22 protein-coding genes are annotated in these 24,060 nt (G+C 67.4%); 13 read left to right on the forward strand and 9 right to left on the reverse strand.

Annotated elements, in window-relative coordinates; all coding sequences use genetic code 11:
• Window positions 1-85 precede the first annotated feature (85 nt).
• Window positions 86-943, reverse strand: a complete 858-nt coding sequence (locus tag IT779_RS04830; protein WP_196147969.1) for a helix-turn-helix transcriptional regulator — start codon at window positions 941-943, stop codon at window positions 86-88.
• A 144-nt stretch (window positions 944-1,087) separates the two neighbouring features.
• Between IT779_RS04830 and IT779_RS04835 the strand changes: the two genes are divergently transcribed.
• A complete protein-coding gene (locus IT779_RS04835) occupies window positions 1,088-1,684 on the forward strand; it encodes an NADPH-dependent FMN reductase (protein ID WP_196147970.1) in 597 nt (198 codons plus the stop codon).
• A 149-nt stretch (window positions 1,685-1,833) separates the two neighbouring features.
• Here the strand turns inward: IT779_RS04835 and IT779_RS04840 are convergent, their stop codons facing one another.
• Both IT779_RS04840 and IT779_RS04845 read right to left on the reverse strand, forming a co-directional pair.
• Window positions 1,834-2,340 (reverse strand): GNAT family N-acetyltransferase, encoded by a 507-nt coding sequence (locus IT779_RS04840; RefSeq protein WP_332838656.1) that lies wholly within the window; start codon window positions 2,338-2,340, stop codon window positions 1,834-1,836.
• Between the two features lie 143 nt (window positions 2,341-2,483).
• Window positions 2,484-2,756: a hypothetical protein gene (locus tag IT779_RS04845; protein WP_196147971.1), complete on the reverse strand. Its 273-nt coding sequence runs from the start codon at window positions 2,754-2,756 to the stop codon at window positions 2,484-2,486.
• Between the two features lie 290 nt (window positions 2,757-3,046).
• On the opposite strand from IT779_RS04845, the gene IT779_RS04850 reads away from it, so the two are divergent.
• Window positions 3,047-4,453, forward strand: coding sequence for an acyl-CoA dehydrogenase family protein (locus IT779_RS04850; protein WP_196147972.1), 1,407 nt, complete (start codon window positions 3,047-3,049; stop codon window positions 4,451-4,453).
• A gap of 52 nt (window positions 4,454-4,505) precedes the next feature.
• Window positions 4,506-5,735 carry an acyl-CoA dehydrogenase family protein gene (locus tag IT779_RS04855; RefSeq protein ID WP_196147973.1) on the forward strand — a complete coding sequence of 410 codons (1,230 nt, stop codon included), beginning with the start codon at window positions 4,506-4,508 and terminating at the stop codon, window positions 5,733-5,735.
• 757 nt (window positions 5,736-6,492) lie between these two features.
• On the opposite strand, the gene IT779_RS04860 is transcribed toward IT779_RS04855, so the two are convergent.
• The gene (locus IT779_RS04860) at window positions 6,493-7,074 is read right to left on the reverse strand and encodes a hypothetical protein (protein ID WP_196147974.1); all 582 of its coding nucleotides are present in this window, start codon (window positions 7,072-7,074) and stop codon (window positions 6,493-6,495) included.
• Window positions 7,075-7,282: 208 nt separating this feature from the next.
• Here IT779_RS04860 and IT779_RS38435 point away from each other — a divergent pair, with 208 nt between their 5' ends.
• On the forward strand, window positions 7,283-7,405 hold the full coding sequence (locus IT779_RS38435) for a hypothetical protein (protein ID WP_269781536.1): 123 nt from the start codon (window positions 7,283-7,285) through the stop codon (window positions 7,403-7,405).
• A 582-nt stretch (window positions 7,406-7,987) separates the two neighbouring features.
• Here IT779_RS38435 and IT779_RS04865 read toward each other — a convergent pair.
• A complete protein-coding gene (locus IT779_RS04865) occupies window positions 7,988-8,680 on the reverse strand; it encodes a hypothetical protein (protein ID WP_196147975.1) in 693 nt (230 codons plus the stop codon).
• Window positions 8,681-8,828: 148 nt separating this feature from the next.
• Between IT779_RS04865 and IT779_RS04870 the strand changes: the two genes are divergently transcribed.
• From IT779_RS04870 to IT779_RS04895, 6 genes are all read left to right on the forward strand, one after another.
• A complete protein-coding gene (locus tag IT779_RS04870; protein WP_196147976.1) occupies window positions 8,829-9,335 on the forward strand; it encodes a winged helix-turn-helix domain-containing protein in 507 nt (168 codons plus the stop codon).
• 147 nt (window positions 9,336-9,482) lie between these two features.
• Window positions 9,483-11,105: an acyl-CoA synthetase gene (locus tag IT779_RS04875; protein ID WP_196147977.1), complete on the forward strand. Its 1,623-nt coding sequence runs from the start codon at window positions 9,483-9,485 to the stop codon at window positions 11,103-11,105.
• A 150-nt stretch (window positions 11,106-11,255) separates the two neighbouring features.
• Window positions 11,256-12,914 (forward strand): acyl-CoA synthetase, encoded by a 1,659-nt coding sequence (locus IT779_RS04880; RefSeq protein WP_196147978.1) that lies wholly within the window; start codon window positions 11,256-11,258, stop codon window positions 12,912-12,914.
• Window positions 12,915-13,289: 375 nt separating this feature from the next.
• Entirely contained in the window at window positions 13,290-13,853 is a 564-nt protein-coding gene (locus IT779_RS04885; RefSeq protein WP_332838657.1) for a hypothetical protein, read from the forward strand.
• A 290-nt stretch (window positions 13,854-14,143) separates the two neighbouring features.
• Window positions 14,144-15,604: a PepSY-associated TM helix domain-containing protein gene (locus IT779_RS04890; protein WP_332838658.1), complete on the forward strand. Its 1,461-nt coding sequence runs from the start codon at window positions 14,144-14,146 to the stop codon at window positions 15,602-15,604.
• A gap of 121 nt (window positions 15,605-15,725) precedes the next feature.
• Entirely contained in the window at window positions 15,726-16,424 is a 699-nt protein-coding gene (locus IT779_RS04895; protein WP_196147979.1) for a hypothetical protein, read from the forward strand.
• A gap of 45 nt (window positions 16,425-16,469) precedes the next feature.
• Here IT779_RS04895 and IT779_RS04900 read toward each other — a convergent pair whose 3' ends face one another.
• The 3 genes from IT779_RS04900 to IT779_RS37460 form a co-directional block, all read right to left on the reverse strand.
• Window positions 16,470-16,718 (reverse strand): hypothetical protein, encoded by a 249-nt coding sequence (locus tag IT779_RS04900; RefSeq protein WP_196147980.1) that lies wholly within the window; start codon window positions 16,716-16,718, stop codon window positions 16,470-16,472.
• A gap of 12 nt (window positions 16,719-16,730) precedes the next feature.
• Window positions 16,731-18,428: a sodium:solute symporter family protein gene (locus tag IT779_RS04905; protein WP_196148504.1), complete on the reverse strand. Its 1,698-nt coding sequence runs from the start codon at window positions 18,426-18,428 to the stop codon at window positions 16,731-16,733.
• Window positions 18,429-18,610: 182 nt separating this feature from the next.
• The gene (locus IT779_RS37460; protein ID WP_232541453.1) at window positions 18,611-20,038 is read right to left on the reverse strand and encodes a galactokinase; all 1,428 of its coding nucleotides are present in this window, start codon (window positions 20,036-20,038) and stop codon (window positions 18,611-18,613) included.
• Window positions 20,039-20,242: 204 nt separating this feature from the next.
• On the opposite strand from IT779_RS37460, the gene IT779_RS04920 reads away from it, so the two are divergent.
• Genes IT779_RS04920 through IT779_RS04930 form a run of 3 tightly spaced genes read left to right on the forward strand, consistent with a single transcriptional unit; the run spans window position 20,243 to window position 22,982 of the window.
• The gene (locus IT779_RS04920) at window positions 20,243-20,839 is read left to right on the forward strand and encodes a pyruvoyl-dependent arginine decarboxylase (protein ID WP_232541454.1); all 597 of its coding nucleotides are present in this window, start codon (window positions 20,243-20,245) and stop codon (window positions 20,837-20,839) included.
• Window positions 20,836-21,435, forward strand: a complete 600-nt coding sequence (locus tag IT779_RS04925; protein WP_196147981.1) for a polysaccharide deacetylase family protein — start codon at window positions 20,836-20,838, stop codon at window positions 21,433-21,435. The genes IT779_RS04920 and IT779_RS04925 overlap by 4 nt, the downstream gene beginning before the upstream one ends.
• Window positions 21,435-22,982 carry a GGDEF domain-containing protein gene (locus IT779_RS04930; protein ID WP_232541455.1) on the forward strand — a complete coding sequence of 516 codons (1,548 nt, stop codon included), beginning with the start codon at window positions 21,435-21,437 and terminating at the stop codon, window positions 22,980-22,982. The genes IT779_RS04925 and IT779_RS04930 overlap by 1 nt, the downstream gene beginning before the upstream one ends.
• A 183-nt stretch (window positions 22,983-23,165) precedes the next feature.
• On the opposite strand, the gene IT779_RS04935 is transcribed toward IT779_RS04930, so the two are convergent.
• Entirely contained in the window at window positions 23,166-23,936 is a 771-nt protein-coding gene (locus IT779_RS04935) for a DUF6319 family protein (protein WP_196147982.1), read from the reverse strand.
• Window positions 23,937-24,060 lie beyond the last annotated feature (124 nt).

A 24,060-nucleotide genomic window follows, 5' to 3' on the forward strand; every position in this document is an offset into this window, starting at 1 on the left:
CGGGACGGTCCGCCGAGGGAATGGAGGTGGAATCACTCATGCGCCGAGGATACCGGCGGATCCGGGGTGCGAGCGAGGCGAATTCTCAGTCGTTGACCGCGCGCAGCGCACCGGGACGGCGACCGCACAGGGTGTCGAGCGCGGTCGCGGTGGCCGGGTCGGCGGGCAGGTGCACGATCAGGCGCTGATCGTCGTCGGCGGGCAGGTCGAGCGTTTCGAAGGCAAGACGCAGGGCGCCGACGACCGGATGATCCATCCGGGTGACACCGCTGGCGGCGGGCAGGCTCGGCACGGTGTCGAGCCTGCGGGTGAACTCGGCGCCGCCGATGACCGTGAGCTGGTCGATCAGGCCCGCGATGTTCGGGTCGGCGCGGAACGGACCGTGTTTGAGCGAGGCGACCACCTCGTCGGCCACCCGGTCCCAGTCCGGGTAGGCGCCGCGGGCGCGATCGTCGGCGAAGGTGAAAAAGGCGAGGCTGCCGTGGCTCGGATCGTCGAACAGACCGAGCGGCGCCATCAGCCGCCGGTAGGTGTCGGTGTGCGCGAGCACCTCGCCGAGTCGGTTCACGATCACCGCCGCCGCGGGTTCGAGCCGGTCGAGCAGGGTCGCCACCGTCGGGCGCACCGTGCGGTTGATCGGCGCGTCGCCCACACAGGTGAATCCCGGATCGGAGGCCTTGCTCAGTCGGTGCAGGTGCACACGTTCGCTCGGGGTCAGACGCATGGCGTCGGCGAGGGCGGAGAGCACCGGCGGTGACGGTCTGCGATCACGGCCTTGTTCGAGTCGCGTGACGTATTCCACGCTGACGCCGGCCAAGGTGGCCAGTTCGGCGCGGCGCAGTCCGGGGGTGCGGCGGCGCGGACCCGCCGGAAGTCCGACCCGTTCGGGGGACACCGCCTCGCGCCGGGTCCGCAGGAACAGTCCCAGCTCGTTGTCGCTCACCCTTTCCAAGCTAACAACGATCGCGGTGCGGAGGGTGTCCCTGTGACTACCAGTCTCGCGGCGGTCTCCCGGCCGCACCGTCGCCGATCGCAGACTCGATCGGCACGGTCGATCCAGACCGTGACCGAAGCCAAGGAGTGCGAAATGTCTTTCACACCGGTCAAACTCGCGGTACTGGTCGCCAGCGTTCGGGAAGGGCGATTCGGGCCCGTGGTCGCGCGATGGTTCGTCGACCAGGTCGACCGGCACGGCGAATTCGAGGTCGACCTGATCGACCTGGCCGACGCGGAACTCCCGCTCGCGCTGCCCGCGACCTCACCACGCCTCGACCCCGACCCGGTCCGCCCCGACGGCATGCGCGACCTGACCGCGCGCCTCGACGCCGCCGACGCGTTCGTCGTCGTCACCCCCGACTACAACCGCAGCTACCCGGCCGCGCTGAAGACCGCCATCGACTGGCATTTCACGCAATGGGACGCGAAAGCGATCGGATTCGTCGGCTACAGCGGCGCCTCCGGCGGTTTGCTCGCCATCGAACACCTGCGCCAGATCTTTACCGAACTCAACGCGCACACTGTCCGCGACTATGTCTCGTTTCCGCGCTACTACCTGCTCTTCGATGAGAACGGCGAGCTGCGCGAGCCCGCCGAACCGGCCGCGGCGGCCTCGGCCATGCTCGACCAGTTGCTGTGGTGGTCGCGGGCGTTGAGTGCGGCGCGCGCGACGCCTGCGCTCAGCTGAATCGCGGGTGACCGCGACGTTGTGAGTGCGGCGCGCGCTCCGCTGAGCCGCGACGGACATGTACGAGCGAGCGCCCGGCTCCCGAGCCCCCGCCAGTGCGGCAGAAGGGTGCCGCACGATCCGGTGGCGCGGCGTCCGCACGCTCGAGTTCAGAGCGATTTCTCCATGAGCACGACCCGGTCGGTGCCGTGGAATTGCGGTGGCAGCCGTGCTTCCCGCACTTCGCGGAAACCCTGTGTGGCGTAATACTTCCTGAGCACCTGGTTGCCTGCGGCGGTGTCGAGTCGCTGTCGGCGCAGTCCGTTCGCACGTGTCCGCTCGGCGCAGAAACGCAGGATTCGCTCCCCCAACGCACCGCCGCGCCGTTCCAGGGCGACCATCAGGCCGTGCACATATCCGGCGGCCGCGTCGTCGGCGCCCCAGAATTCGGGATCGCTCCAGATCAGTCGCACCGCCCCGATCAACGCGCTCTCGTCCCGCCAGACGAACCATTCGCCACGCGAAATCTCGGCGGCGACGGTGGCGGCCGGATACTCACCGGGCAGCCACTGGGCGATGCCGTTGTCCACCATCCAGTGCGCCAGCCGGTCGCGCAGTCCGGCGATGGCGTCGGCGTCGGCGTCGGTGGCGCGGCGCATCGGGGCGGGGTCGGTCACCGGCCGCGCGGGTCGGCGGGTGTGAGGTCGACCTCGGCGGGCGGACCCGGCGTGCCGTCCATTCCCCATCCCTGTCCCCATGCGGCACAACATAACAAACCGGCGGCCGTCGCCCCTTCATCGCGCGACGGCCGCCGGTCTCGCTAGCCCGACAGGCTCGGGGGACGTGCCGAACCGGTGCCGGAACCGGAGGCCGAGCCGGTGCCGATCTCGAAGACGCCGGAGCCGAGGTCGATGCCGGTGCCCGCCTCGCCCGAGCCGAAGTTCAGGACGGGCAGGGCGGAGCCGAGGTCGATGACCGGGCCGCCGGGGTCGAAATCGACGGGTCGCGGCGGTGGGCCGGGGTCGGCGATCGACGGCGCGGCGCCGAGTCCTATCGATGCCGCCGCCGCAGCGAGGACGATGAGACGTTTCATGGTCGGAACCTTCGTGGACGAGGTGAACGGGGTGTCGACACGGTAGCGGAGAATCGGACATTCTGAAGTGGATTCTTTTCACTAATTGCGACTAGATTTCGCCGAATGGAAACCGGCGGTGCGACAGCGGAATACGCACCGTTCCAGATGTGTACCGAACGCTCCGCGACTATCCGGTATCGAATCCGTTCCAGACGGGTCGACGCTCTTCTTACTCTAGAGTAAGATAGACTTACCGAGGAGTAAGATAGCTGGGGCAGCCGCACCCGACCCACCCGAGAAAACAGGTGATGATGAGCACTCGAGACAGCGCAACGACGCGACGTCAAGGCAACGGCCGCAGCCACGAGAGCGCTGTCGGCCTCTACCAGCCCAAGCGGGACTGGATGGGCACCGCGATGCGGGTCATGACCACGATCACCGGCTCGGAACTCGCCGAGAAGTACAACCTGCGCAAACCGATCGAGCGCGCCACCTACGAAGGCACGCGGACCGGCTTCCGCACCCTCGGCGCCGCCACCCGCGCCTTCGCCAAGGTCGCGGGCGGCGGGCAACCCAAGCGGCTGTCCGACAACGAGTCGAAGAAGAAAGACCTCTTCGACATCACCCCGTCCGACGAACAGCAGATGATCACCGAGACGGTGCGTGAATTCGCCGCCGAGATCCTGCGCCCGGCCGCCTACGAGGCCGACAACGCCGCCAAGGCCCCGCGCGACCTCCTCGAGCGCGCCGCCGAACTCGGCATCACCCTCATCAACGTGCCCGAGGAACTCGAAGGCGCGGCCGCCGAACGCGGCGCGGTCACCAACTCGATGGTCGCCGAAGCGCTCGCGCACGGCGACATGGGTCTCGCGCTGCCGATACTCGCGCCGAGCGGCGTCGCCGTCGCCCTGTCCCAGTGGGGCAGCGACGCACAGCAGCAGACCTACCTGCCCGCCTACACCGGCGAGAACGTGCCGCAGTCCTCGGTGGTGATCGCCGAACCGCGCGCCCTGTTCGACCCGTTCGCGCTGCGCACCAAGGCCACCCGCGCCCCGAGCGGCTACCGCCTCAACGGCGTCAAGAGCCTGGTCCCCGCCGCGGCCGACGCCGAACTCTTCATCGTGGCCGCCGAACTCGACGGCCGTCCCGCGCTGTTCATCGTCGAATCCGACGCGCCCGGTCTCGTGGTCGAAGCCGACCCGAGCATGGGTCTGCGCGCCGCCGGACTCGGCAGGCTGCACCTCAACGACGTCGCGGTCGGCGGCGACGCGATCCTCGGCGACGGTGACGCCGCCACCCGCGCGGCCGACTACGCCGACGCCGTGCGGCTGGCCCGCCTCGGCTGGGCCTCGCTGGCCGCGGGCACCGGACAGGCCGTGCTCGACTACGTGATCCCGTACGTGAACGAGCGCGAGGCCTTCGGCGAGCCGGTCTCGCACCGCCAGGCGGTGGCGTTCATGGTCGCCAATATCGCCATCGAACTCGACGGCCTGCGCCTGGTCACCCTGCGCGGCGCCGCCCGCGCCGAACAGGGCCTGTCCTTCGCCCGCGAGGCCGCCCTCGCCCGCAAGCTCGCCACCGACAAGGGCATGCAGATCGGCTTGGACGGCGTGCAGCTGCTCGGCGGCCACGGCTTCACCAAGGAACACCCGGTCGAGCGCTGGTACCGCGACCTGCGCGCCATCGGCGTCGCCGAAGGCGTCGTCCTCATCTGACCGGCCCGTTCCACCTTTCAGGAGACCTGCTCCACCTTTCAGGAGACCTTCCATGATCAACCTCGAACTCCCCAAGAAGCTGCGGGCCAGCGCGAACCAGGCGCATCAGGTCGCCAAGGAGATCTTCCGCCCCGTCTCGCGCAAATACGATCTCGCCGAACACGAATACCCCGTCGAACTCGACACCATGGCCGCCATGGTCGAGGGCCTCAACGATTCGGGCACCCAGAAGATCGGCGGCGCTGCGGGCGGTCGCTCCGGCGACGGCGAAAAGGACACCCACGCCACCGAACTGCTCGGCAACAGCAACGGCGGCAATATGTCCGCGCTGCTGAACGCGCTCGAAACCTCTTGGGGCGACGTCGGACTCATGCTGTCGATCCCCTACCAGGGACTCGGCAACGCCGCCATAGCCGCGGTCGCCACCGACGAACAGCTCGCGCGCTTCGGCAAGGTGTGGGCCGCGATGGCCATCACCGAACCGTCCTTCGGCTCCGACTCCGCCGCCGTCACCACCACCGCCGTGCGCGACGGCGACGAATGGGTGCTCAACGGCGAGAAGATCTTCGTCACCGCCGGTCAGCGCGCCACCCACATCGTGGTGTGGGCCTCGGTCGACAGGAGCCTCGGTCGCGCCGCCATCAAATCCTTCGTCGTGCCGCGCGACGCCCCCGGCCTCTCGGTGGCCCGCCTCGAGCACAAACTCGGCATCAAAGCCTCCGACACCGCCGTGCTGCTGTTGCAGGACTGCCGCATCCCCGCCGACAACATCCTCGGCAGCCCGGAAGTCAACGTGGAGAAGGGTTTCGCCGGGGTCATGCAGACCTTCGACAACACCCGCCCCCTCGTCGCCGCCATGGCCATCGGCGTCACCCGCGCCGCCCTCGAGGAATTGCGCACCATCCTCGCCGACGCAGGCGTCGAGATCTCCTACGACACCCCGCCCAACAACCAGCACGCCGCCGCCGCCGAATTCCTGCGCATGGAAGCCGATTACGAAGCGGCCTACCTGCTGGCCCTGCGCGCCGCCTGGATGGCCGACAACAAGAAACCCAACTCCCTGGAAGCCTCGATGTCGAAGGCCAAAGCGGGCCGCACGGGCACCGACGTCACCCTCAAGGCCGTCGAACTCGCGGGCACCATCGGCTACTCCCAACACACCCTGCTGGAAAAATGGGGCCGCGACTCCAAGATCCTCGACATCTTCGAGGGCACGCAGCAGATCCAACAACTGATCGTCGCCCGGCGGGTTCTCGGACTCACCAGCGCCGAACTGAAATAGTCTGTCGGACAACGGTAATCCGGTGCCGCTCGGATCGTCGACTGGCACCGGATTTCCGGTCTCCGTCTGGACGCTCACACGCTCGGCTCTTTCTGGGCCGCTGTTGGGCCGTCATCGACCACCCAGGCCGGGAACGCGTCGTCCACAGCCCACCGCGCCCGCTCATTGCTCGATGGCAGCAGGTGCCTATACACCCGGCTGAAAGAATCCGGCGGTATCGACAGACGTGGTTGCGTGGTCCCCTGCCTCCTCATGGCCCGATTGTCTGACCTCACTCGGCCGAATCAAGGGAAAGAACGCCCTTGACACGACCTCCCTCCGCTCAGGGATGGCCAGGACGAGGAAGCCAGGGGAAGGGAGTCACCGGAGCCGCCTAGAGGCCGCTCTTCGACCGGATTGTCAGACAGTTCACGCACTGATACATCCTCCCCACACCGAGGGAAGCTGCCGGGATGAAGTCAGCAGCCCGCGAGGCCATTTGGCACGTGGATGACACAACCCGCCCGGACAGTGCCGAACAGTCGGATACTGAATCGCCAAGTGACGAGACTTCACCACCCACCTGGAAATCCCGGAAACCAGCCCGAGCTTACCTCCGGAGCAGAAGGCCGGTTCAAACAGATGACAACGGCAGATGCCCTCTGTCGAGCACTTGACCACCGAGGAGAGACCCGCACGAACACAGGGCTGGAAGCAAGGAAAAGACGACGCCGAGAGGTAGAAAGAATTCAAAACGGCCCGGACATTAGGGCTCCAGCTATTGACCTTCGATCGATCGCTCAGCTGTGCGCATAACTTCGGCGATCTTTTTAGGTATGAGCTCGTCGAGTTCAACAAGGTTTGCATGACATGCAGCCAGAGAACTAATTGCTAGATCGCGGTCAGTCGGAAGCATCCGGAGCGCTTCACCAACTTCATCGTCAAGACGTTGAAGAGCACGAGAGATCGGACGCAACTCGTCGTGGAGAGGCACATTTAGGCCAGCCACAGTGGCGAGCGCCGCCATCATCCGCGGGTCCGTTGCTTCAATCGCTGCATAGTAGCGTCTGACCATATCGGAATTGACTTCGACTGGAATATTCTTGGCGAACCAGCAGATCTGCTCTATCGCACTGAACTCAGCATATATTTCACTAAAGGCGGTCGCCGCTTCTTTTCGGAGTGCGGCGACATATGCTGCGTGGCGGCTTTCCTTTTGCCGTGAATTTTCGTTTCGGATTGCAACGATGTTAGTTATTACACTTCCAGCGATAGCAGACGCTGAGCCGATTGCAGCGCCAAGAAGAGCGATAATGGCCTGATTCATCACCGTATCCAGTCTTCCCCCAAGTAGCTGCACCAGCTTACGGTGGCGGTCTACCCGATTCAAGCGCATCGGATCGATTCGCCCTACCATCGTGTCAGGTGCGCCTGCGCCCGGCAATGTGCGAACACGTACGTGTTGTCGCCCATCTGGGCCGTATTCGGGCCGTCAACCGTTCGAAACGGCCCAGAACCGGCAAGAACCAGGAAGTACTTGCCTCGCAGTTCAAAGCCACTTTTCGAGCGTGTTCGCCAGTTCGCCCGAAACCATCTGCAAGATCCTCGACCTCTTCGAGGGCACGCAGCAGATCCAACAACTGATCGTCGCCCGGCGGGTTCTCGGACTCACCAGCGCCGAGCTGAAGTAGGTCGGACACGGGATCTGTGCGAGTCGAGTCCTCGACCGCACCGATCCTCTCCGGATCGTTCGAAAGATGTTGCGACCGTCGACATCTGCGCGGACGACCAGTCGAGGCCGTCACATATGCACCGATGCTCGCACTGCGGTGACGTGAGCGCCGCGACTTGTTACTATGTGTGCGTCACGTAAGTGACGCCGAGGGTGTGGTGCCGCTCTAACGGCACCACACCAGGTTGGGCTAGCTAGCCCGCCAAACTCGGCGGACCAACAGGAGCGCTCCGGCGATTGCGGCACTGCCTATGAGCAGAGTGCCGTAGTCGACCGGAGCCTTGCTCTTTTTCCGGCGATGTTTCGCCATCCCCACCACCTCCTCCCTGGGCGCGATGTCTGGACCTTCGATCCATCGCCCCTCGGGAGGAGGTGCCATCACTCTACGTGATCACAGTGCGGTCGAGTAATTGAAACATGTTGTAGCACAACGGGAACCGTGCGCTTTGGAACCTTCGTGAGCCCCGATGCAAGCACTACCGCACGTCGGAGGAACTCGCCGCGGCGGTGGGTTTCGCATGTCTGCCGCGGCGTGGGTCGATCAGCAGGTGTAGTACTCGCCCGCGTTCACCTCGCGCGGCGTCGCTTCTTCGGACAGGCAGCCGAAGGGGACGATGCCCGCGTCGCTGGCTCGGAAACCTGTGCCCGCCTGGGAGTTCACGCAGAACAGGCCCGCGCTGTCCATGCGGCATTTCGTGCCGTGCACGGTGATGCGCGAACCGTAGGCGAGTTGTTCACCGTAGCCGCGGACGAAGGGGCCGGGATCGCCGTGCAGGCCGCCTACGGTCAGGACCTGGCCTTCGTACTCGACCCAGCCGCCGACCCAGTTGCCCTGCGGGCCCGATGGTTTCGCGGGCGGGTTCTTCAGGTCGACCAAGCAGACCAGACTGTGGCGCCCCTCGTGGCCGTCGGTGATGCATTTGATCTTCCCGGTGGGGCTACTGAAGGCGCGGTCGCCGTCGACGAGGGTGCTCGATGTGCCGTCCTCGGTGCTCGCCGAGGCGAACTTCGCGCTGTCGACCTGGGTTCCCGAGTCGACCCAGCTCGACACCTCACCCAGCGCGGCGCTGTTGCCCGGCGCGGGTTTCACCGCCGCCGCGGCCGAGGTGGTGGCCGCACCGACCACGGCTGCGGTGGAAGTCGGGGCTTCGTGCGAGGTGTGGTCGGGCGCCGATGAACAGGCTGCGGTGAGACAGGTCAGTAGAACAAGTGCCGCCAAGGCCGGGATACGCATGGGTGCACCATAGTGCCCGCATCCGCCGGTCTCGATCGGCGTCCGAATACTCAAGGGTAGAACGGTGATTCGATCGTCGCCCAGGAGACCTCGCACTCCGGGCACGCTCGAATTGTCACAATGTACGTACTTCCATAATCTCGTAGACGTGAATCTGGAAGGACGTGTCGCGGCGCTGGAGCGTCGGATCGCGGCGCTCGAGGCAGTGCGGCCACCGAAGTCGGACGGCACCGTGCCCAGCGGGGAGAACTGGGCGATCGAGCGGATCAGCGCGGATTTCGCGGAGGCCGATATCGTCAACGGCGGCGTGATGCTGGCGGGGTCGGGACATCTGCCCGCGGGCGACCGCTACGGCTGGCAGATGGATTTCAGCACCGACGACCTGCTGCTCGACGACGCCGACAGCGCGGCCGAATGCCTTGCGGCACTGGGCAGTCCGGTGCGTCTGCGATTGCTGCGCGCGGTGCTTTCGGGTCGACGGACGGCCGCCGAGTTGGCCGAGCTGGACGGGGTCGGCACCTCCGGTCAGATCTATCACCATCTGCGTCAGCTCGCGGCGGTGGGCTGGTTGCAGACCGCAGGTCGCGGACGGTTCGAGGTGCCGCCGAACCGGGTGGTGCCGCTGCTGGTCGCACTGGCCAGCGCGCAGCGCTAGCGCGCCCGAGGAGCGAACACAACGACTCGATGTCCGCTTTGTCGGCTTCTAATGTGATACGCGACACATCCTGCTACGGTGTGCGGACTATGTCGTTTCACATTCGTCGGGACGAGTTCCCGGCGGGTTGCCGCGGAGGTGTTCGATATGAAGGTTGCGCACATGCTCGAGGTCGTGAAAGCGCTCGGACTGCTGCGGCACAACGGCATCTCCGATCCGACCAAACCGCTCGAGACGGTGCGGACCCTCCGGGAAGCGAAGGTCTTCGGCCCGCAGGCCACCCTCGTCCAGCACACCGCACGGATCACGCCGAACAATCCCGCACTGGTAGACGAGCGCGGCGAGCTCACCTACGGCGAACTCGACCGCCAGGCCAATGCGATCGCCCGCGGTTTGCGAGAAGCGGGACTCACGGAGGGCACCGTGATCGGGGCGCTGTGTCGCGATCATCGCGGCCTGATCCTTTCGATGGTCGCCGCGGGCAAGCTCGGCGTGAAGATCGCCCTGATGAACACCGGTTTCGCCAAACCGCAGTTCGCCGAGGTGTGCGCTCGCGAGAATGTCAAGGCCGTGCTGCACGACAGCGAGTTCCTCGGCCTGCTCGACGCGCTGCCCGCGGACCTACCGCGCTACCTCACCTGGGTCGACGACGGCGCCGACACCGGCGGCGAAGCGACCCTGGACGACCTGATCGCCGCCAACCCCGCGGACCCGCTGCCCGCGCCCGCCGAGCCGGGCGGCTTCATCATCCTGACCAGCGGCACCACCGGCCTGCCCAAAGGCGCGCCTCGTCACAAGGCATCGCCGCTGGCCACCGCGCAGTTCGTCGACCGCATCCCGTTCCCGCGCCACGGCACCCAAGTGATCGTTTCGCCGATCTTCCACAGCACCGGCCTCGGCACCTGGCTGGTCGGCGCGGCCATCGGCAACAAGGTGGTGGTGCGCCGACGTTTCGACGCCGAGGCGACGTTGCGGATGGTCGCCGACCACAAGGCCGAAATGCTGGTCGCGGTGCCGACCATGCTGCACCGGATGACGGAACTGCCCGCCGAGATCCGCGCGCGCTACGACGTGTCCTCGCTGAAGTGCATCGTGCTCGCGGGCTCGGCGCTGTCGCCGGAGCTGTGCGTCAAGGCCACGCAGGTGTTCGGGCCGGTGCTCTACAACCTCTACGGCTCCACCGAATGCGCCATCGCGACCGTCGCGCGACCCGACGAACTCGCCGTAGCGCCCGGCACGGTGGGACGCTCCCCCGTGACCTGCGAGGTGCGACTCTACGACGACAACGACGAACAGGTCACCGCCGTCGGCGCCACCGGTCGCATATTCGTGCGCAGCGGCGCGCCTTTCGAGGGCTATACCGACGGCAGGCACAAGCAGATCATCGACGGCTATATGTCCAGTGGCGATATCGGTCATTTCGACGAGCACGGACTGCTCATGGTGGACGGCCGCGACGACGACATGATCGTTTCCGGTGGTGAGAACGTATTCCCGCAGGAGGTCGAGAATCTACTGCTGGAACGGGCCGACGTGTTCGACGCGGCGGTCATCGGCGTGGACGACGCCGAATTCGGAAAACGGTTGCGCGCCTTCATTGTTCCCGAGCCGGGACATGCTCCCGACGGAGCGGAGATCAAGTCGTTCGTGAAAGAGAATCTGGCTCGCTACAAGGTGCCGCGCGAGGTCGTGTTCCTCGATGATCTGCCACGGAATCCGACCGGCAAACTGCTGCGGCGAGTACTCGTGGAATACCGGGTGGACGCCTGAGGACCTGGCACTTCTCCGAAGACGACGCCACCGCGACGATTCCGTCTTACCGCGATTCGCGGTTGCTATTGTGGGCGACAGCACTGGATCTCGAAGTTGCGGTCCACACCACCGCTAACCCCCGTGGGTGGATCGCGGAAGGTTGTGTCGATGTCTCTGTCTCTCCCCGCCCTATCGGGCACCGCTCGCAAGGCAGCCGATGCCGCGCTGGGCGTGAACGTCATGGTCAAGCGGCGGCTGTTCAATCCACTGCGACTCGACCAGGCCGCCCGCTCGGCCTTCAACGTGGTGAAATTCGGACCCTTCGCCGGTGTGGTCATGCACGCCGCGCAGACGCGGCCGGGGGCAGCGGCCATCGTCGACGAACTCGGCGAGGTGACCTTCGGCGAGCTGAACGAGCGATCCAGCGCGCTCGCGCGCGGCCTGCGGGCGCGCGGCCTGCAGCCGGGCGACGTCGTGGCCCTGCTGGCGCGCGACCATCGCGGCATGGTGCTGAGCCTGCTCGCGACGGGCAAATTGGGCGTGCGCGCCGTGCTCATGAACACCGGATTCGCCAAGCCGCAGTTCGCCGATGTCGCGGCGCGTGAGAAGGTCAAGGCCGTCCTGCACGACAGCGAATTCATCGACCTGATGAGCGCGATCCCCGACGATATCCCCCGCATCCTGACCTGGGTGGACGAGAAGGACGGCGCCGACCCGGCCATTCCAACGCTGGAGCAGGTGGCGGCGGGCCAGTCCACCGACGCCATACCCGCCCCCGCCAAGCCGGGCGGCATGGTGATCCTCACCAGCGGCACCACCGGTACGCCGAAGGGCGCGCCGCGCGACCGGGTCAGTCCCTTCGCCTCGGCCCAGTTCGTCGACCGGGTCCCGCTGCCGACCAACGGCACGATGATCATGGCCGCGCCGATCTTCCACGGCACCGGACTCTCGCAGTTCACCATCGGACTCGCGCTGGGCAATCGGGTGGTCTTCCAGCAGCGGCGGTTCGACCCGGAGCTGACGCTGGCCAATATCGCGCGGTACCAAGCGGATTCGCTGGTCGTGGTGCCGACCATGCTGCAACGCATCCTCGACCTCGGCGACGACGTGCTCGGTAAGTACGACACGAGCAGTATGCGGGTGATCTTCGCCGCGGGCTCTGCCATCGCGCCCGATGTGGTCACCCGCGCGCTCGACCAGTTCAACGACAGCCTCTACAACCTGTACGGGTCGACCGAGTGCGCGGTCATGACGGTGGCGACGCCGGAGGACCTGCGCAAAGCGCCGACCACGGCGGGCAAGGCGCCGGTCGGCATCAGGATCGTGCTGCTCGACGAGAAGCGCGAGCCGATCACCGAGCCGAATGTCACCGGCACGATCTTCGTCGACAACGGATTCGCCTTCACCGGATACACCGACGGGCGCACCAAGGAGATCGTGGACGGCATGATGTCCAGCGGCGACGTCGGCCACTTCGACGCCGACGGCCTGCTCTACATCGACGGACGCGACGACGACATGATCGTCTCCGGCGGCGAGAACGTCTTCCCGCTCGAGGTGGAGAACCTGATCGCGGGCCGCGACGACATCTTCGAAGCCGCCGTCGTCGGCGTGGACGACCGGCAGTTCGGCAAGCGACTGCGCGCCTTCGTGGTGCCTGGCCCGGATTCCAAGCGCGACCCGGATGAGATCAAGGAGTACGTGCGGGCCAATCTGGCGAGGTACAAGGTGCCCCGCGAAGTGGTGTTCCTCGACGAGCTGCCCCGCAACGCGACCGGCAAGCTGCTGCGTAAGCCGCTCGTCGAGATGGAAATCGACGCCTCCTGACCCCGGTGCGCACCGATCCGGCCTGCGCCCGACAGGCCCTGCCGGATCGGTGCGCCCCTTCCCCAGCACGCCCGCAGGCCCACCTGCGCCGCAACCCACAGCACGGCCCGTGCGGTTCGCCGCCTTCCAGCGGGGAGTGATGTCCTTGCAGGACGACGGCGTGGACGACACCGGCCTCGGTGGCGGCCTCGGTCAGTTCGCGCGCTTCGTCGGCGTCGATGCCGAGCGGCCACTCGGACACGACGTGTTTGCTCCGTCGAGCGCTGTCCCCCGGTCCCGGCGAGATCGTGGGTATCCGCCCGCCGCGAAGGATGGATATCGGGTAGTCCACTCGCCCGGGGTAAGTAATCGTTACAGCTCGGTTATCATCAGCGGGTGAGCATTGGGTTCGGTCGATCGTCGCGGGCAGACCGCGGCGCTGTCGCGCGGTTGCGCGGCGGTTCGGCCGGCGCGCTCTCGGGGGCGCTCGCGCTCGCCGCGCACGGCTGGGCGAGCGGTGCGATGTCGCCCGACAGCACCACCGTGGCGCTGCTGGTCGCGGTGTGTGCCGTGGTCGGCGCGGTGGTCACCGGACTCGGTCCGTTGCGCGAGACCGCCGCCGGTCTCGTCGCCGCGCTGTTCGGTGGCCAACTGCTCGGACACGTCGCGATGGGTTTCGGCTCCGGTCATCTGCACCACGGCGACACCCAGCTCACCCCGCGCATGATCTTCGCGCACCTGCTCGCCGCCTTCGCCGCCGCCGCACTGATCCGCGGCGCGGAGGCCGCGTATCGAATCGGCACCGCCGTGTTGGCGCGAGTCGTGCCGGTGGGCACTGTCCTGCCCGTCGTCGCGGAACCCGCGCCCTTGCGCACCACGCACCGCGACCGGGTCGTGCTGCGCATCCTCGCGGCGGAGTCGCTGCGCACGCGCGGCCCGCCGATGCTCGTTCGTCTCTGATTCCCTTTTCCGGTGCGCGGACTTCGGTTCCGCGTGTCGTCGTGCCGTCGTTGTGGGTGAACCACTGCGCCGCAGAATATTTCGCGATGTCCTCGGTGCAGCGCGCGGCCGACCGTTCGCGGCATGTGGCTATGACCTTCGAGCAACCGATGCTCCACGTGACGGCAGCTGCTCACTCGCGGGCATGCCCGAATTCCGCGTGACGGCAACGGCTCATGACCGAGGCCAACGCGTTCGTGGCGTAGTCGCGGGCGACGTACCGGATTCCATTTCTCAGAATCGAAACGATCGTGAGCACAACAGAAACCATTCTTCGCGACGCCGATGATCCGGCGCCGCCGCCCGAATCCGCGTCCAAGCGTTCGGCGGGATCAGGACTCCAAGCGCTGGCTTTACGCCTGCATTTCTACGCGGGCCTGTTCGTCGCGCCGTTCATCCTGATCGCGGCCGTGACGGGCGCGCTGTACGCGATCTCGCCCACATTGGAGCAGTTCGTGTCCCGCGACCTGCTCAGCGTCGAACCGGGCGAGGCGGCGCGACCGCTGTCCGAACAGGTCGCCGCCGCCGTCGCCACCCGGCCCGACCTGGCGTTGGTCGCCGTGGCGCCCGCGCCGGAGTCCGACGACACCACCCGCGTGCTGTTCAGCGACCCGTCGCTGGGCGAATCGGAGCGCCGCGCGGTCTTCGTCGATCCGTATACCGCGCGCCCGGTCGGCGAATCGGTGGTGTACGGCAGTTCCGGGGCGCTGCCGCTGCGGACCTGGATCGACCGCCTGCACCGTGACCTGCATCTCGGCGAGACCGGACGCCTCTACAGCGAACTGGCCGCCTCCTGGCTGTGGGCGATCGGCCTGGCCGGACTCGTGCTGTGGATTCGGCGGGTCCGCGCTCGGCGCACCCGGAATTCGGTCGGCAGGCTGTTCGCGCCCGACCGTTCGGCGCGCGGTCGGCTGCGGAACCTGAACTGGCACGGCGCGATCGGCGTGTGGGTGCTGCCGCTCCTGCTGCTGCTCTCGGTGACCGGCATGACCTGGTCCACCTATGCGGGCGAGAACATCGGCGACTTGCGCAAGCAACTCGACTGGACGACACCGACGGTGGTGACCGCGTTGCCGGGAGTGCATGCCGACGCGCCCGCCGCAGGCGGTGACCATCACGGCGGGCAGGACGCGACGCCGCCGAACCCCGACACCGCGACGCGCATCAGGCAACTGGATTCGGTATACGCCGCGGCCCGATCGGCGGGAATCACCCGCGCCGTCGAAATCGCGGTGCCCAAAGGCGATACCGCCTTCACCGTGAAGCAGCGCAGGATGCCGGGCACCTACACCGTCGACTCGGTCGCGGTGAACGGCGCGACCGGCGCGGTGACCGCGCAGCTGAACTACGCCGACTGGCCGCTCATGGCCAAACTGACCAACTGGGGCATCCAGTTCCACATGGGTCTGATGTTCGGCCTGCTCAATCAGCTGCTGCTGTTGGCGGCGATGATCGGGCTGATCACGGTGATCGTGCTCGGCTACCGGATGTGGTGGCAGCGGCGTCCTACCCGCGACGCGGCCCGGTTCTCGCTCCCCCGCCCGCCGCGACGCGGTGCGCTGCGCAAGACCTCGCCGCTGCTGTCGCTGCCGCTGATCGCCGCGGCTCTGGTGATCGGCTGGTTCGCACCGCTGATCGGTGTCAGCCTGCTCGCGTTCCTCGTCATCGATGTGATCCTCGGCCTGCTCGCCCGCGCGAGAACCGCCGCCTGACAATCGAATCCACCTCCGCGCCGGACGATTCCGGCGCGGCGATCCGGCATGCCGCCGTTCGCCACCGCGAACGCCGGTCACTGCCGCGCGCCCACATACTTTTCGAAAGGACAACTCCCCCATGAAGTTCCGCTCGCTAGCCCTGGCTGTCGCGTCCACCTCCCTCGCCCTCGCCGCGACCGCCGGAGTCGGTTCGGCCGCGTCGGAGCAGAGCATCGGCTTCTCCGCGCACGCCACCGACACCGCCTCGATCATCTCGATCAACGCCGGTTCGCTGGTGGTGGCGGACAACGTGCTGCGGATCGAGACAGCCGACGGCGCCGTGGTCGCGGGCGCACCGCTGACCTTCCGCGTCGAGGAATTCGAATTCCCCATCGACGCGGCGGTTTCCGGTCGCGAAGCCGTGCTCACCCCGCGATTCGACATGGATCGCGCCATCTACAAGCCGGTCGCCCTCCCGCACGAGGACAAGGCGCCGTGGAAGAACGAATACGATCGCGAACAGGCCGCCTGGAGCCGGATGACCAGCACCATCGGCATGGGCGCGAGCCTCGGCACCCTCATCGGCGGCATCGCAGGCGGCGGCATCGGATGTGTGCTCGGCGGCATCGCGGGCGCCACCGTGGCGTCGGCCACCATCGTCGGCCTGTTCGGCCCCTTCGTGCCCGCCGCCGTCGTCGGCTGCGTCGGTGGGATCGCGGCGGTGGGCGCCATCGGCACCCTCATCGGCCAGATCGCCATCACCGCACCGGTCGCGATCGGCGCGGCGATCCAGTACGCCGTCACCACCAACCAGCCCTTCGTCGCGCCCGCGAAGTAGTTTGGCGGGTCCCCACCCGGTCGCGCGCCGGGTGGGGGTCGCGGGTCACTCGACGGAGTCCTCGTCGGACTTCGGGATGTCGGTGGTCGGGGGAACCCGCACCGGGCGCAGCAGTGCCCACGCGAGGAAGGCCAGCGCGACGACGGCCATGCCGATGCCTGCCCAAAGGTTGACGTTCACGTCGCCGGTTTTGGCCTGCTGGTCGGCGGTGTAGTCGACCAGGCCCATCACGATCAGGACGACGCCGTAGCTGCCGAGCAGTCCGGCGACGATGGTGCGGATGTCGAAGAGCATCGTGGCGACTCCTTAACCGACGAGCAGGTTCAAGCCGATGACCAGGACCAGGGCGATGCCCGCGAGCAGGACCGGGCGCTGATACCAGGGCAGGCTCGACTCCTCCGGATCGGTGCGAACTTCCTTGGGTGTCTCGGAGTAGACCAGACCGACGAGTTCCGCGGCCGGTTTGGGTGTGGTCACCTGGGTGACGGCCACGCTGACGACGATGTCGACCACGAACGCCGCCCCGGCCGCGATGAAACTCGCTCCCTGGCCGGACAATTCGAAGACCTCGGCCTCGTGCAGCACGAATATCACTATCGCCGAGACGGTTCCGCACACCAGTCCGAGCCAGCCCGCGGTCGGCGTCATCCGTTTCCAGAACATGCCGAGGATGAATGTCGCGAACAGCGGTGCGTTGAAGAAACTGAACAGCGTCTGGAGGTAATCCATGATGTTGCTGAAGTTTCCGGCGATGAAGGCAGTGAAGATCGCGGCCACGGTCGCGCCGACGGTCGCGAGTCTGCCCACCGACAGGTAGTAGCCGTCGGGTCGATCCTTGACGACGTACTGCTGCCACAGATCGAAACTGAAAACCGTGTTGAAGGCCGAGATGTTGGCGGCCATACCGGCCATGAACGCCGCGAGCAGTCCGGCGATGCCGATGCCGAGCAGGCCGTTGGGCAGCGTGTCCTTCATCAGGTACAGCAGCGCCTGGTTGTAGGTGACGTCGCCGGTGTAGTCCGGGTTCGCGGTGACCGCCTGCTTGTACTCGATCATCTGCGGCACGAGGACCGCGCTGATCATGCCGGGAATCACCACGATCAAGGGGATGAACATCTTCGGGTACGCGCCGATGATCGGGGTGCGCCGCGCCGCGGAGATGGAATGGGTGGCCAGCGCGCGCTGGACCTCCACGAAATTCGTGGTCCAGTAGCCGAACGACAGCACGAAGCCGAGTCCGAACACGATGCCGAGGATCGACAGGAAGTCGTTGGCGAATCCGGACAGCGCGTTGCCCGGCCAGGATTCCAGTTGCGCCGCGCCGCCCGGCGATGCGGTCACCTTGTCGCGCAACCCATCCCAGCCGCCGACGCGGTGCAGGCCGACCAAGGTCAGTGGCAGCAGCGCGGCGACGATGACGAAGAACTGCAACACCTCGTTGTAGATCGCCGCCGACAGACCGCCGAGGGTGATGTAGGACAACACGATCACCGCGGCCACGATCACCGACACCCACAGCGGCCAGCCCAGCAGCACATTCACGATGGACCCGAGCAAATACAGGTTCACACCCGCGATCAACACCTGCGCGACCGCGAAACTCAGCGCGTTGACCAGATGCGCGCCCGTGCCGAAACGCCGCCGCATGAACTCCGGGACGCTGCGCACCTTGGAGCCGTAGTAGAAGGGCATCATCACCACGCCGAGGAACAGCATGGCCGGAACCGCACCGATCCAGAAGTAGTGGAAGGTCGGGAATCCGTACTCCGCGCCGTTGGCCGACATGCCCATGATCTCGACCGCGCCCAGATTCGCCGAGATGAAAGCGAGGCCGGTGACCCACGCGGGCAGCGAGCGGCCCGACAGGAAGAAATCGATGCTGGAGGAAACCCGCTGCCTGGCCAGGACGCCGATACCGAGCACGAAGACGAAGTACAGCGCGACCAGCGCGTAATCGACGGCGCCCGCGTCCAGTCGCAGGGTTGAGGCGGCTTCGACCCGCACCGGCCCGGCGGCGGACACGAGAACGGATGCATCGGCAAGCGGCACAGCGTCGTCCCTCCTGGCGGTGACCGGGCGTCGAGCGTGATCCTGCGCGGGCGGCGATCCTCGTGTCGCCCACCCCTACTGTACGCGCTCGTGCCGTACCTGCGCGGCACATTCGCACATAAAGCCTGGACGGTCGCTCAAGCCAGCCGGTGCGCACCGGCCGAGGGACGCACCGCGAACGTGCGCGGCGGACGGAACCCGGATCGGTCGAATCGCTCCCGCACACGCTCGATCACCGCGTCGGCTCGCCCTCGGTCGACCAAGGCGATGGCGCTGCCGCCGAATCCGCCGCCGACCATGCGCGCGCCGAACGCGCCCGCGTCCAACGCGGCGGCGACCGCGGTGTCGAGGGCGGGCGTCGACACCTCGAAGTCGTCGCGCAGCGAGGCATGTGCGGCGGTCAGCACCGGGCCGATATCGCGCGGATTCGCCCCGGTCCGCAATTTTTCGGCAATCTCGAGGACTCGGGCGTTCTCGGTCACGACATGCCGCGCTCGACGGCGCGTCACCGGGTCGTCGATGCGGTCGAGATCGGCCGGATCGGCTACGTCGCGCAACGACTGGACGCACAGAGCGGCGGCCGCGGCCTCGCATTCGGCGCGCCGCCGCGCGTATTCGCCGTCGGCGAGTCGGTGCGGCTCGCCGGTGTCGATCACCAGGAGTTCCAGACCGAAGCTCGGCAGGTCGAACGGGATCTGCTCGCAACCGACCGGATCGCTCCCGGGACCTACGACACCAGGGCCGGTAGAGGTAGGCAGTTCGGCGTGGCCGTGGGCATCAGCACGGCTTTGGGCACCAGCATGGCTTTGGGCATCGGCGCGGCCGTGAGCGTCAGCACGGCGGCGAGCGTCGGCACCTTGGTGAGTGTCAGCACGGCCGGCAGCATCAGCACGACCGTCAGCGTCAGCACGGCCGGCAGCGTCGTCGGCACCTTCGTGAGTGGCAGCGCGGCCACGGGCATCGGCACGGCCGTCGGTATCGGCGTGGCCGTGGCGTTCGCGGGTCGCGTGCGCGGGTGTGTCGCCGAATCCGCGGGTGAAAGCGCGGACGTCGATGAACAGCGCGTGTCCCGGCGTGCACAGCAGCGCGGCGGACTGGTCGAGCACGCCGGTCGGCGCGCCCGCGTAGTCGTTCTCGGCGGCGCGTGCGATGTCGACGAGGGTGAGATCGGTGAGGTCGGGGGCGAACAGGTCGCGCAGCGCGATCGCCACCGCGCAGGTCAGCGCCGCCGAGGAGGACAGTCCGGCGCCGATCGGCACCGCGCCGTCCAGGTCGAGGTCGACGCCGCCGATTCGCAGGCCGCGTGCCCGGAACTGCGCGGCGACGCCGAGCGGGTAACGGGACCAGTCGGGGACGCTGTCGCGTGCGGCGGCCAGATCGGGTACGGCGACCCGGACCGACCGTCCCGGACGCTGGCGCGAGGACACCGTCACGAGGTCGTCGGCGCGCGGTTCGGCTCGACAGGTCACCGTCATGGGCAGGGCGATCGGCAGGACGAAGCCCGCGTTGTAGTCGGTGTGTTCGCCGATGATGTTGACCCGTCCCGGGGCGGCCCAGACACCCATGACGATCTCCTCCCGCTCCGGTGCGTTCTCGCCGACCATCACATACTGCCCGGTTCGACACCGTCCGAGACACGCCGCCTCAGCACCGCTTTCACCGGAGCGAGGTGCGCGATCGAAAATCCTGACGCACAGTCGAACTCGAGGCAACGACGACCGGCATGAACGACGACCGGCAAAACAGGTCGGTGGCTACGGGAGGGCATTATGATTCACACCACCCCCTACAGCGGCCCACTCGGGCGGCAGTGGATCGATCGACTCCGTCCGACCCTCGGCAGACCGCGCGTCACAGCTGCTCCCGGCGGCTCGGGGGCGCCACTGACGATCGAGATAGGCGCCGCGACCGGGGTCGGTCCGACCGCCATGTCCGCCTTCGACGCCGCGCTGCGCGAACTGGGAGTGGGTGATGCCAACTTGATTCGCCTGTCGTCGGTGATTCCGCCGCGCGCGGTGCTGCGCCGGGGCGCGCGGGTGCGCAAACCCATCGCGTGGGGCGATCGGCTCTACTGCGTGTATGCGGCGCAACACGCCATCGAATACGGCGAGACCGCCGCCGCGGGCATCGGCTGGGTGCTGCGCGACGACGATTCCGGCGCGGGACTTTTCGTCGAACACGAGGGCGCCCGCGCCGGTGAGGTCGAAGAACTCATCCGCGCCAGCCTCGACGATATGACCAGGCACCGACCGGCAACGTTCGGACCGGTTCGCTCGACGGTCACCGAAGTCCGCTGCGCGGGCGATCCGGCCTGCGCACTGGTGCTTGCCGCTTATCACACCGCTGGTTGGGAGCCGGGGAAATGACGCGCGACATCGCGCGTCCCGGCGCGACGCAGGAGGTGCACGTCACGGTGGAGACCACGATTCCCGAGGACGGGATAGCGCTGTTCCACCGCCTCTACGAGGAGGCGTTCGGACCGCTGCGCACGAAGGCGATCGCACGACAAGTGTTGCACCGCTCCGAATTCCGCGAGGAGATGATCGATCCTCGGGTCACAAAATACGTGGCGCGCACCGGCGACGGCGAACCGATCGGGGTGACCACCCTCACCAGACACCTGGAGACCGTGCCGTGGATCAGTCCGGATTATTTCGCCGCGCGATATCCCGAGCACGCCGCCCGTAACGCGATCTATTATGCGGGATTCACACTTGTTGCCCCAAGTGCGCGACAAGGCGCCGCATTCCATGCCATGATCAAATCAGTTGTCCAGGTTTTGGTGGCCGAACGTGCCGCGGTCGGTTGGGACATCTGCTCGTACAACAACACCCAGCTCTCATTCGCCGACAGCATTCGGGCGGTACTCGATGAGCAAGCGAACGTCGAAGTCGCGGTGGAGGATTCACAGACGTATTACGCCGCACGGTTCACCGAGGACGGAGCGACCAAGGGGGGCTGATGACAGTCAGCGAAGCGCAGTCGACACCATCGCCACCCTGCGGCATGAACGCTCGGTGCGCGCTACTTCTCACCGGTTGGTCCGCGCTCATCGCGCTACCGATACTCATTCGGTCGCAGGCGCTGACGCTCGTCGTCATGATCGCGGTGGTCACGGGTGCGCTGGTCATGATCTGCGTCGGTCTGCGCAGGCACCGGCCGACGCGACCGCTGCCCTGGTACCTGCTTTCGGCCTCGGCGATCCTGTTCGCCGTCGGCACCACCCTGCGCGACTTCACCGCCGCGGGCTACGGCCCCTTGGACGACCTGTGCACGCTGGCGGGCTACGTCGGGATCGGGGTCACGGCGGCGCTGTGGCTGCGGCCGCGCCACGAGGGCCGCAACCACGAACTGATCCTCGATTCGGGGCTCATCGGACTCGCCGCGCTGCTCGCGTCGTGGACCTTCCTCATCTCCCCGATCCTGCACACCGGCAAGACCACCGCGCACACCGTGCTCGCGGCGGTGTATCCGGTGCTGGACGCACTGCTGCTCACACTGATCGCGCATTCGGTGGCCACCGCGAACCGCTCGGAGACCTCGCTGCGGCTGCTGCATCTCGGACTGTTCGCGGTCCTCGTCGGCGACCTCGGCTACAGCCTCGACGCCGCAGGCACCGCGAGCATCGGACACGACCTGCTGCTGACCCCGCTGCTCGTGGCCTACGCGACGGTCGGCATCGCGGCGCTGCACCCGACCATGGCCTCGCTCGGCGCACCTCGGCGCATCCATCCGCACCGGTCGCGGCAGCGGGCCGGATTCATCGCGGTCGCGCTGATCGTCGCCTCGCTGGTGCCCGTGGTCGGCGCCGAACTCGGCACGGTCGACCGGATCGTGGTGTCCTCGTTGTTCGCGCTGCTGCTCATCGGCGTCCTGGTGCGCAGCGAACGCGCCATCCAGCGGTCGGCACGCAGTGAGCGGCGCGCCCAGTACCAGGCCGATCACGACATGCTCACCGGCTTGCTGAACCGTTCCGCGCTGCTGCGCGCACTCGGTCGCGACGGCGGGCAGTGGGCCGATCGGCCGATGTGCCTGCTGTTCATCGACCTCGACGGGTTCAAGCTGGTCAACGACAGTTACGGACACGCCGTCGGCGACGAACTGATCGCGGGCGCGGCCTCGCGCATCCGTCGCATGGTGCGCCGCGAGGACTTGGTGGCGCGCTACGGCGGCGACGAATTCGTCGTCCTCGCACCGCTGGACCGCAGCGCGGCGGCCGGACTCGCGGACCGGCTGCTCGGCGCGTTCGTGCGGCCCTTCGAACTCAGCGCGGGCGAGGTGCCGATCACGGTGAGCGTCGGAATCGCCTGCGGCGGACCGCGTGCCGAGGAACCGAGCGTGTACGACCTGATCCGCAACGCTGATTCGGCGATGTATCACGCGAAGGAGTTCTCACTGGGCTACGCCTTCGCCGAGGATGTGCGGCACGGCACGTTCGGCGCCGCACCCGCGCATCCGCCGGAGTCGCCCGCCTCGCGCCGGACCAGGCGGCGCGAGACCGCGGTGTGAGAACCGCGACAACGCCGAACCGCGTGGTCGCGGCGTAGCCATGCACCTACCGATGCCACGATCGCATCGACGCACCAGGCGCCGCGCACGCACTCAGCGCGAGCCGAGGCCGCTGAATCGTTCCAGCGCAACGGCATTCGGTCTCCGCTGAGGTCGGGCACCCCTGCCAGATCACGCAGCCTGCTACTCGGACAGTTCTTCGAGCACCTTGCGCGCCTCGGCCAACTCGGCCTGCAACTGCTCCACCTTCGCCTGCTGCGCGCCGCGCGCCGCCTCCAGGATGCCCGCGACCACCTCGGCGACCTCGGGATGCAGCACCTTCGCGGCCTGCGCGACCGCCGCGCTCGGCACCGCGAGCCCGCGCACCGTGCGCTTCTTGCCGTTCACGACGTCGACGGTCCATTCGCCGTCGGCGCTGCCGGTGAGGGTGACCGTCACCTCGGGTGAGACCCGCGCCTTGCGCACCGCGGGCGCCTTGGCGGGTTTCACACCGGCCGCTTTGGCCGCCGCCTTCGCCGCCGAGTCCTCTGAATCGGAGCTCCGGTCAACAGGATTCGGCGCCGCAGGGGCGGTGACGACGGCGGGCGGTGTGGACGGTGTCGCAGCGTTCGTCAGGGTCGACGGCTGGGTCACGGTGGGTTCATCCTTCCTTGTGGTCGTCTTCGGCCGGGCGGTGGCCTTCGGCGCGGGGGTGGCCGGGCGCGGCGGCTTGGTCAAGGTCACCTCGGTCGGCGAGAAGGACAGTACATCCTTGGATCCGGTCGGCCTGACCTGGAGGAAGTCACCGTCGGCCGGATCGCCTAACGCTACGACCTTGCCAGAGCGCCCTTCCTGCACGCCCACCGCCGTGGCAGTGAACCACACCATCGGTGGGCGACCACCGGCGATCTCGGTGGCTATCTGCTGAATCTCGGTGTCCGACAATGGTTTGGGCTTGGTTCGTGGCGACGGCATGGTGCACTCCGGGCGGTTTTCGTGGACAGCTGCGTGCACAGATGATGCCGCACACCACCGACACATACACTCCCCGCGGGCGAATCGGCCGCCCGGTGACCCACCCGCGACGGTTCGGCGAACT

The sequence above is a fragment of the Nocardia bovistercoris genome, assembly GCF_015674855.1.
GTDB classification, from domain to species: Bacteria; Actinomycetota; Actinomycetes; order Mycobacteriales; family Mycobacteriaceae; genus Nocardia; species Nocardia bovistercoris.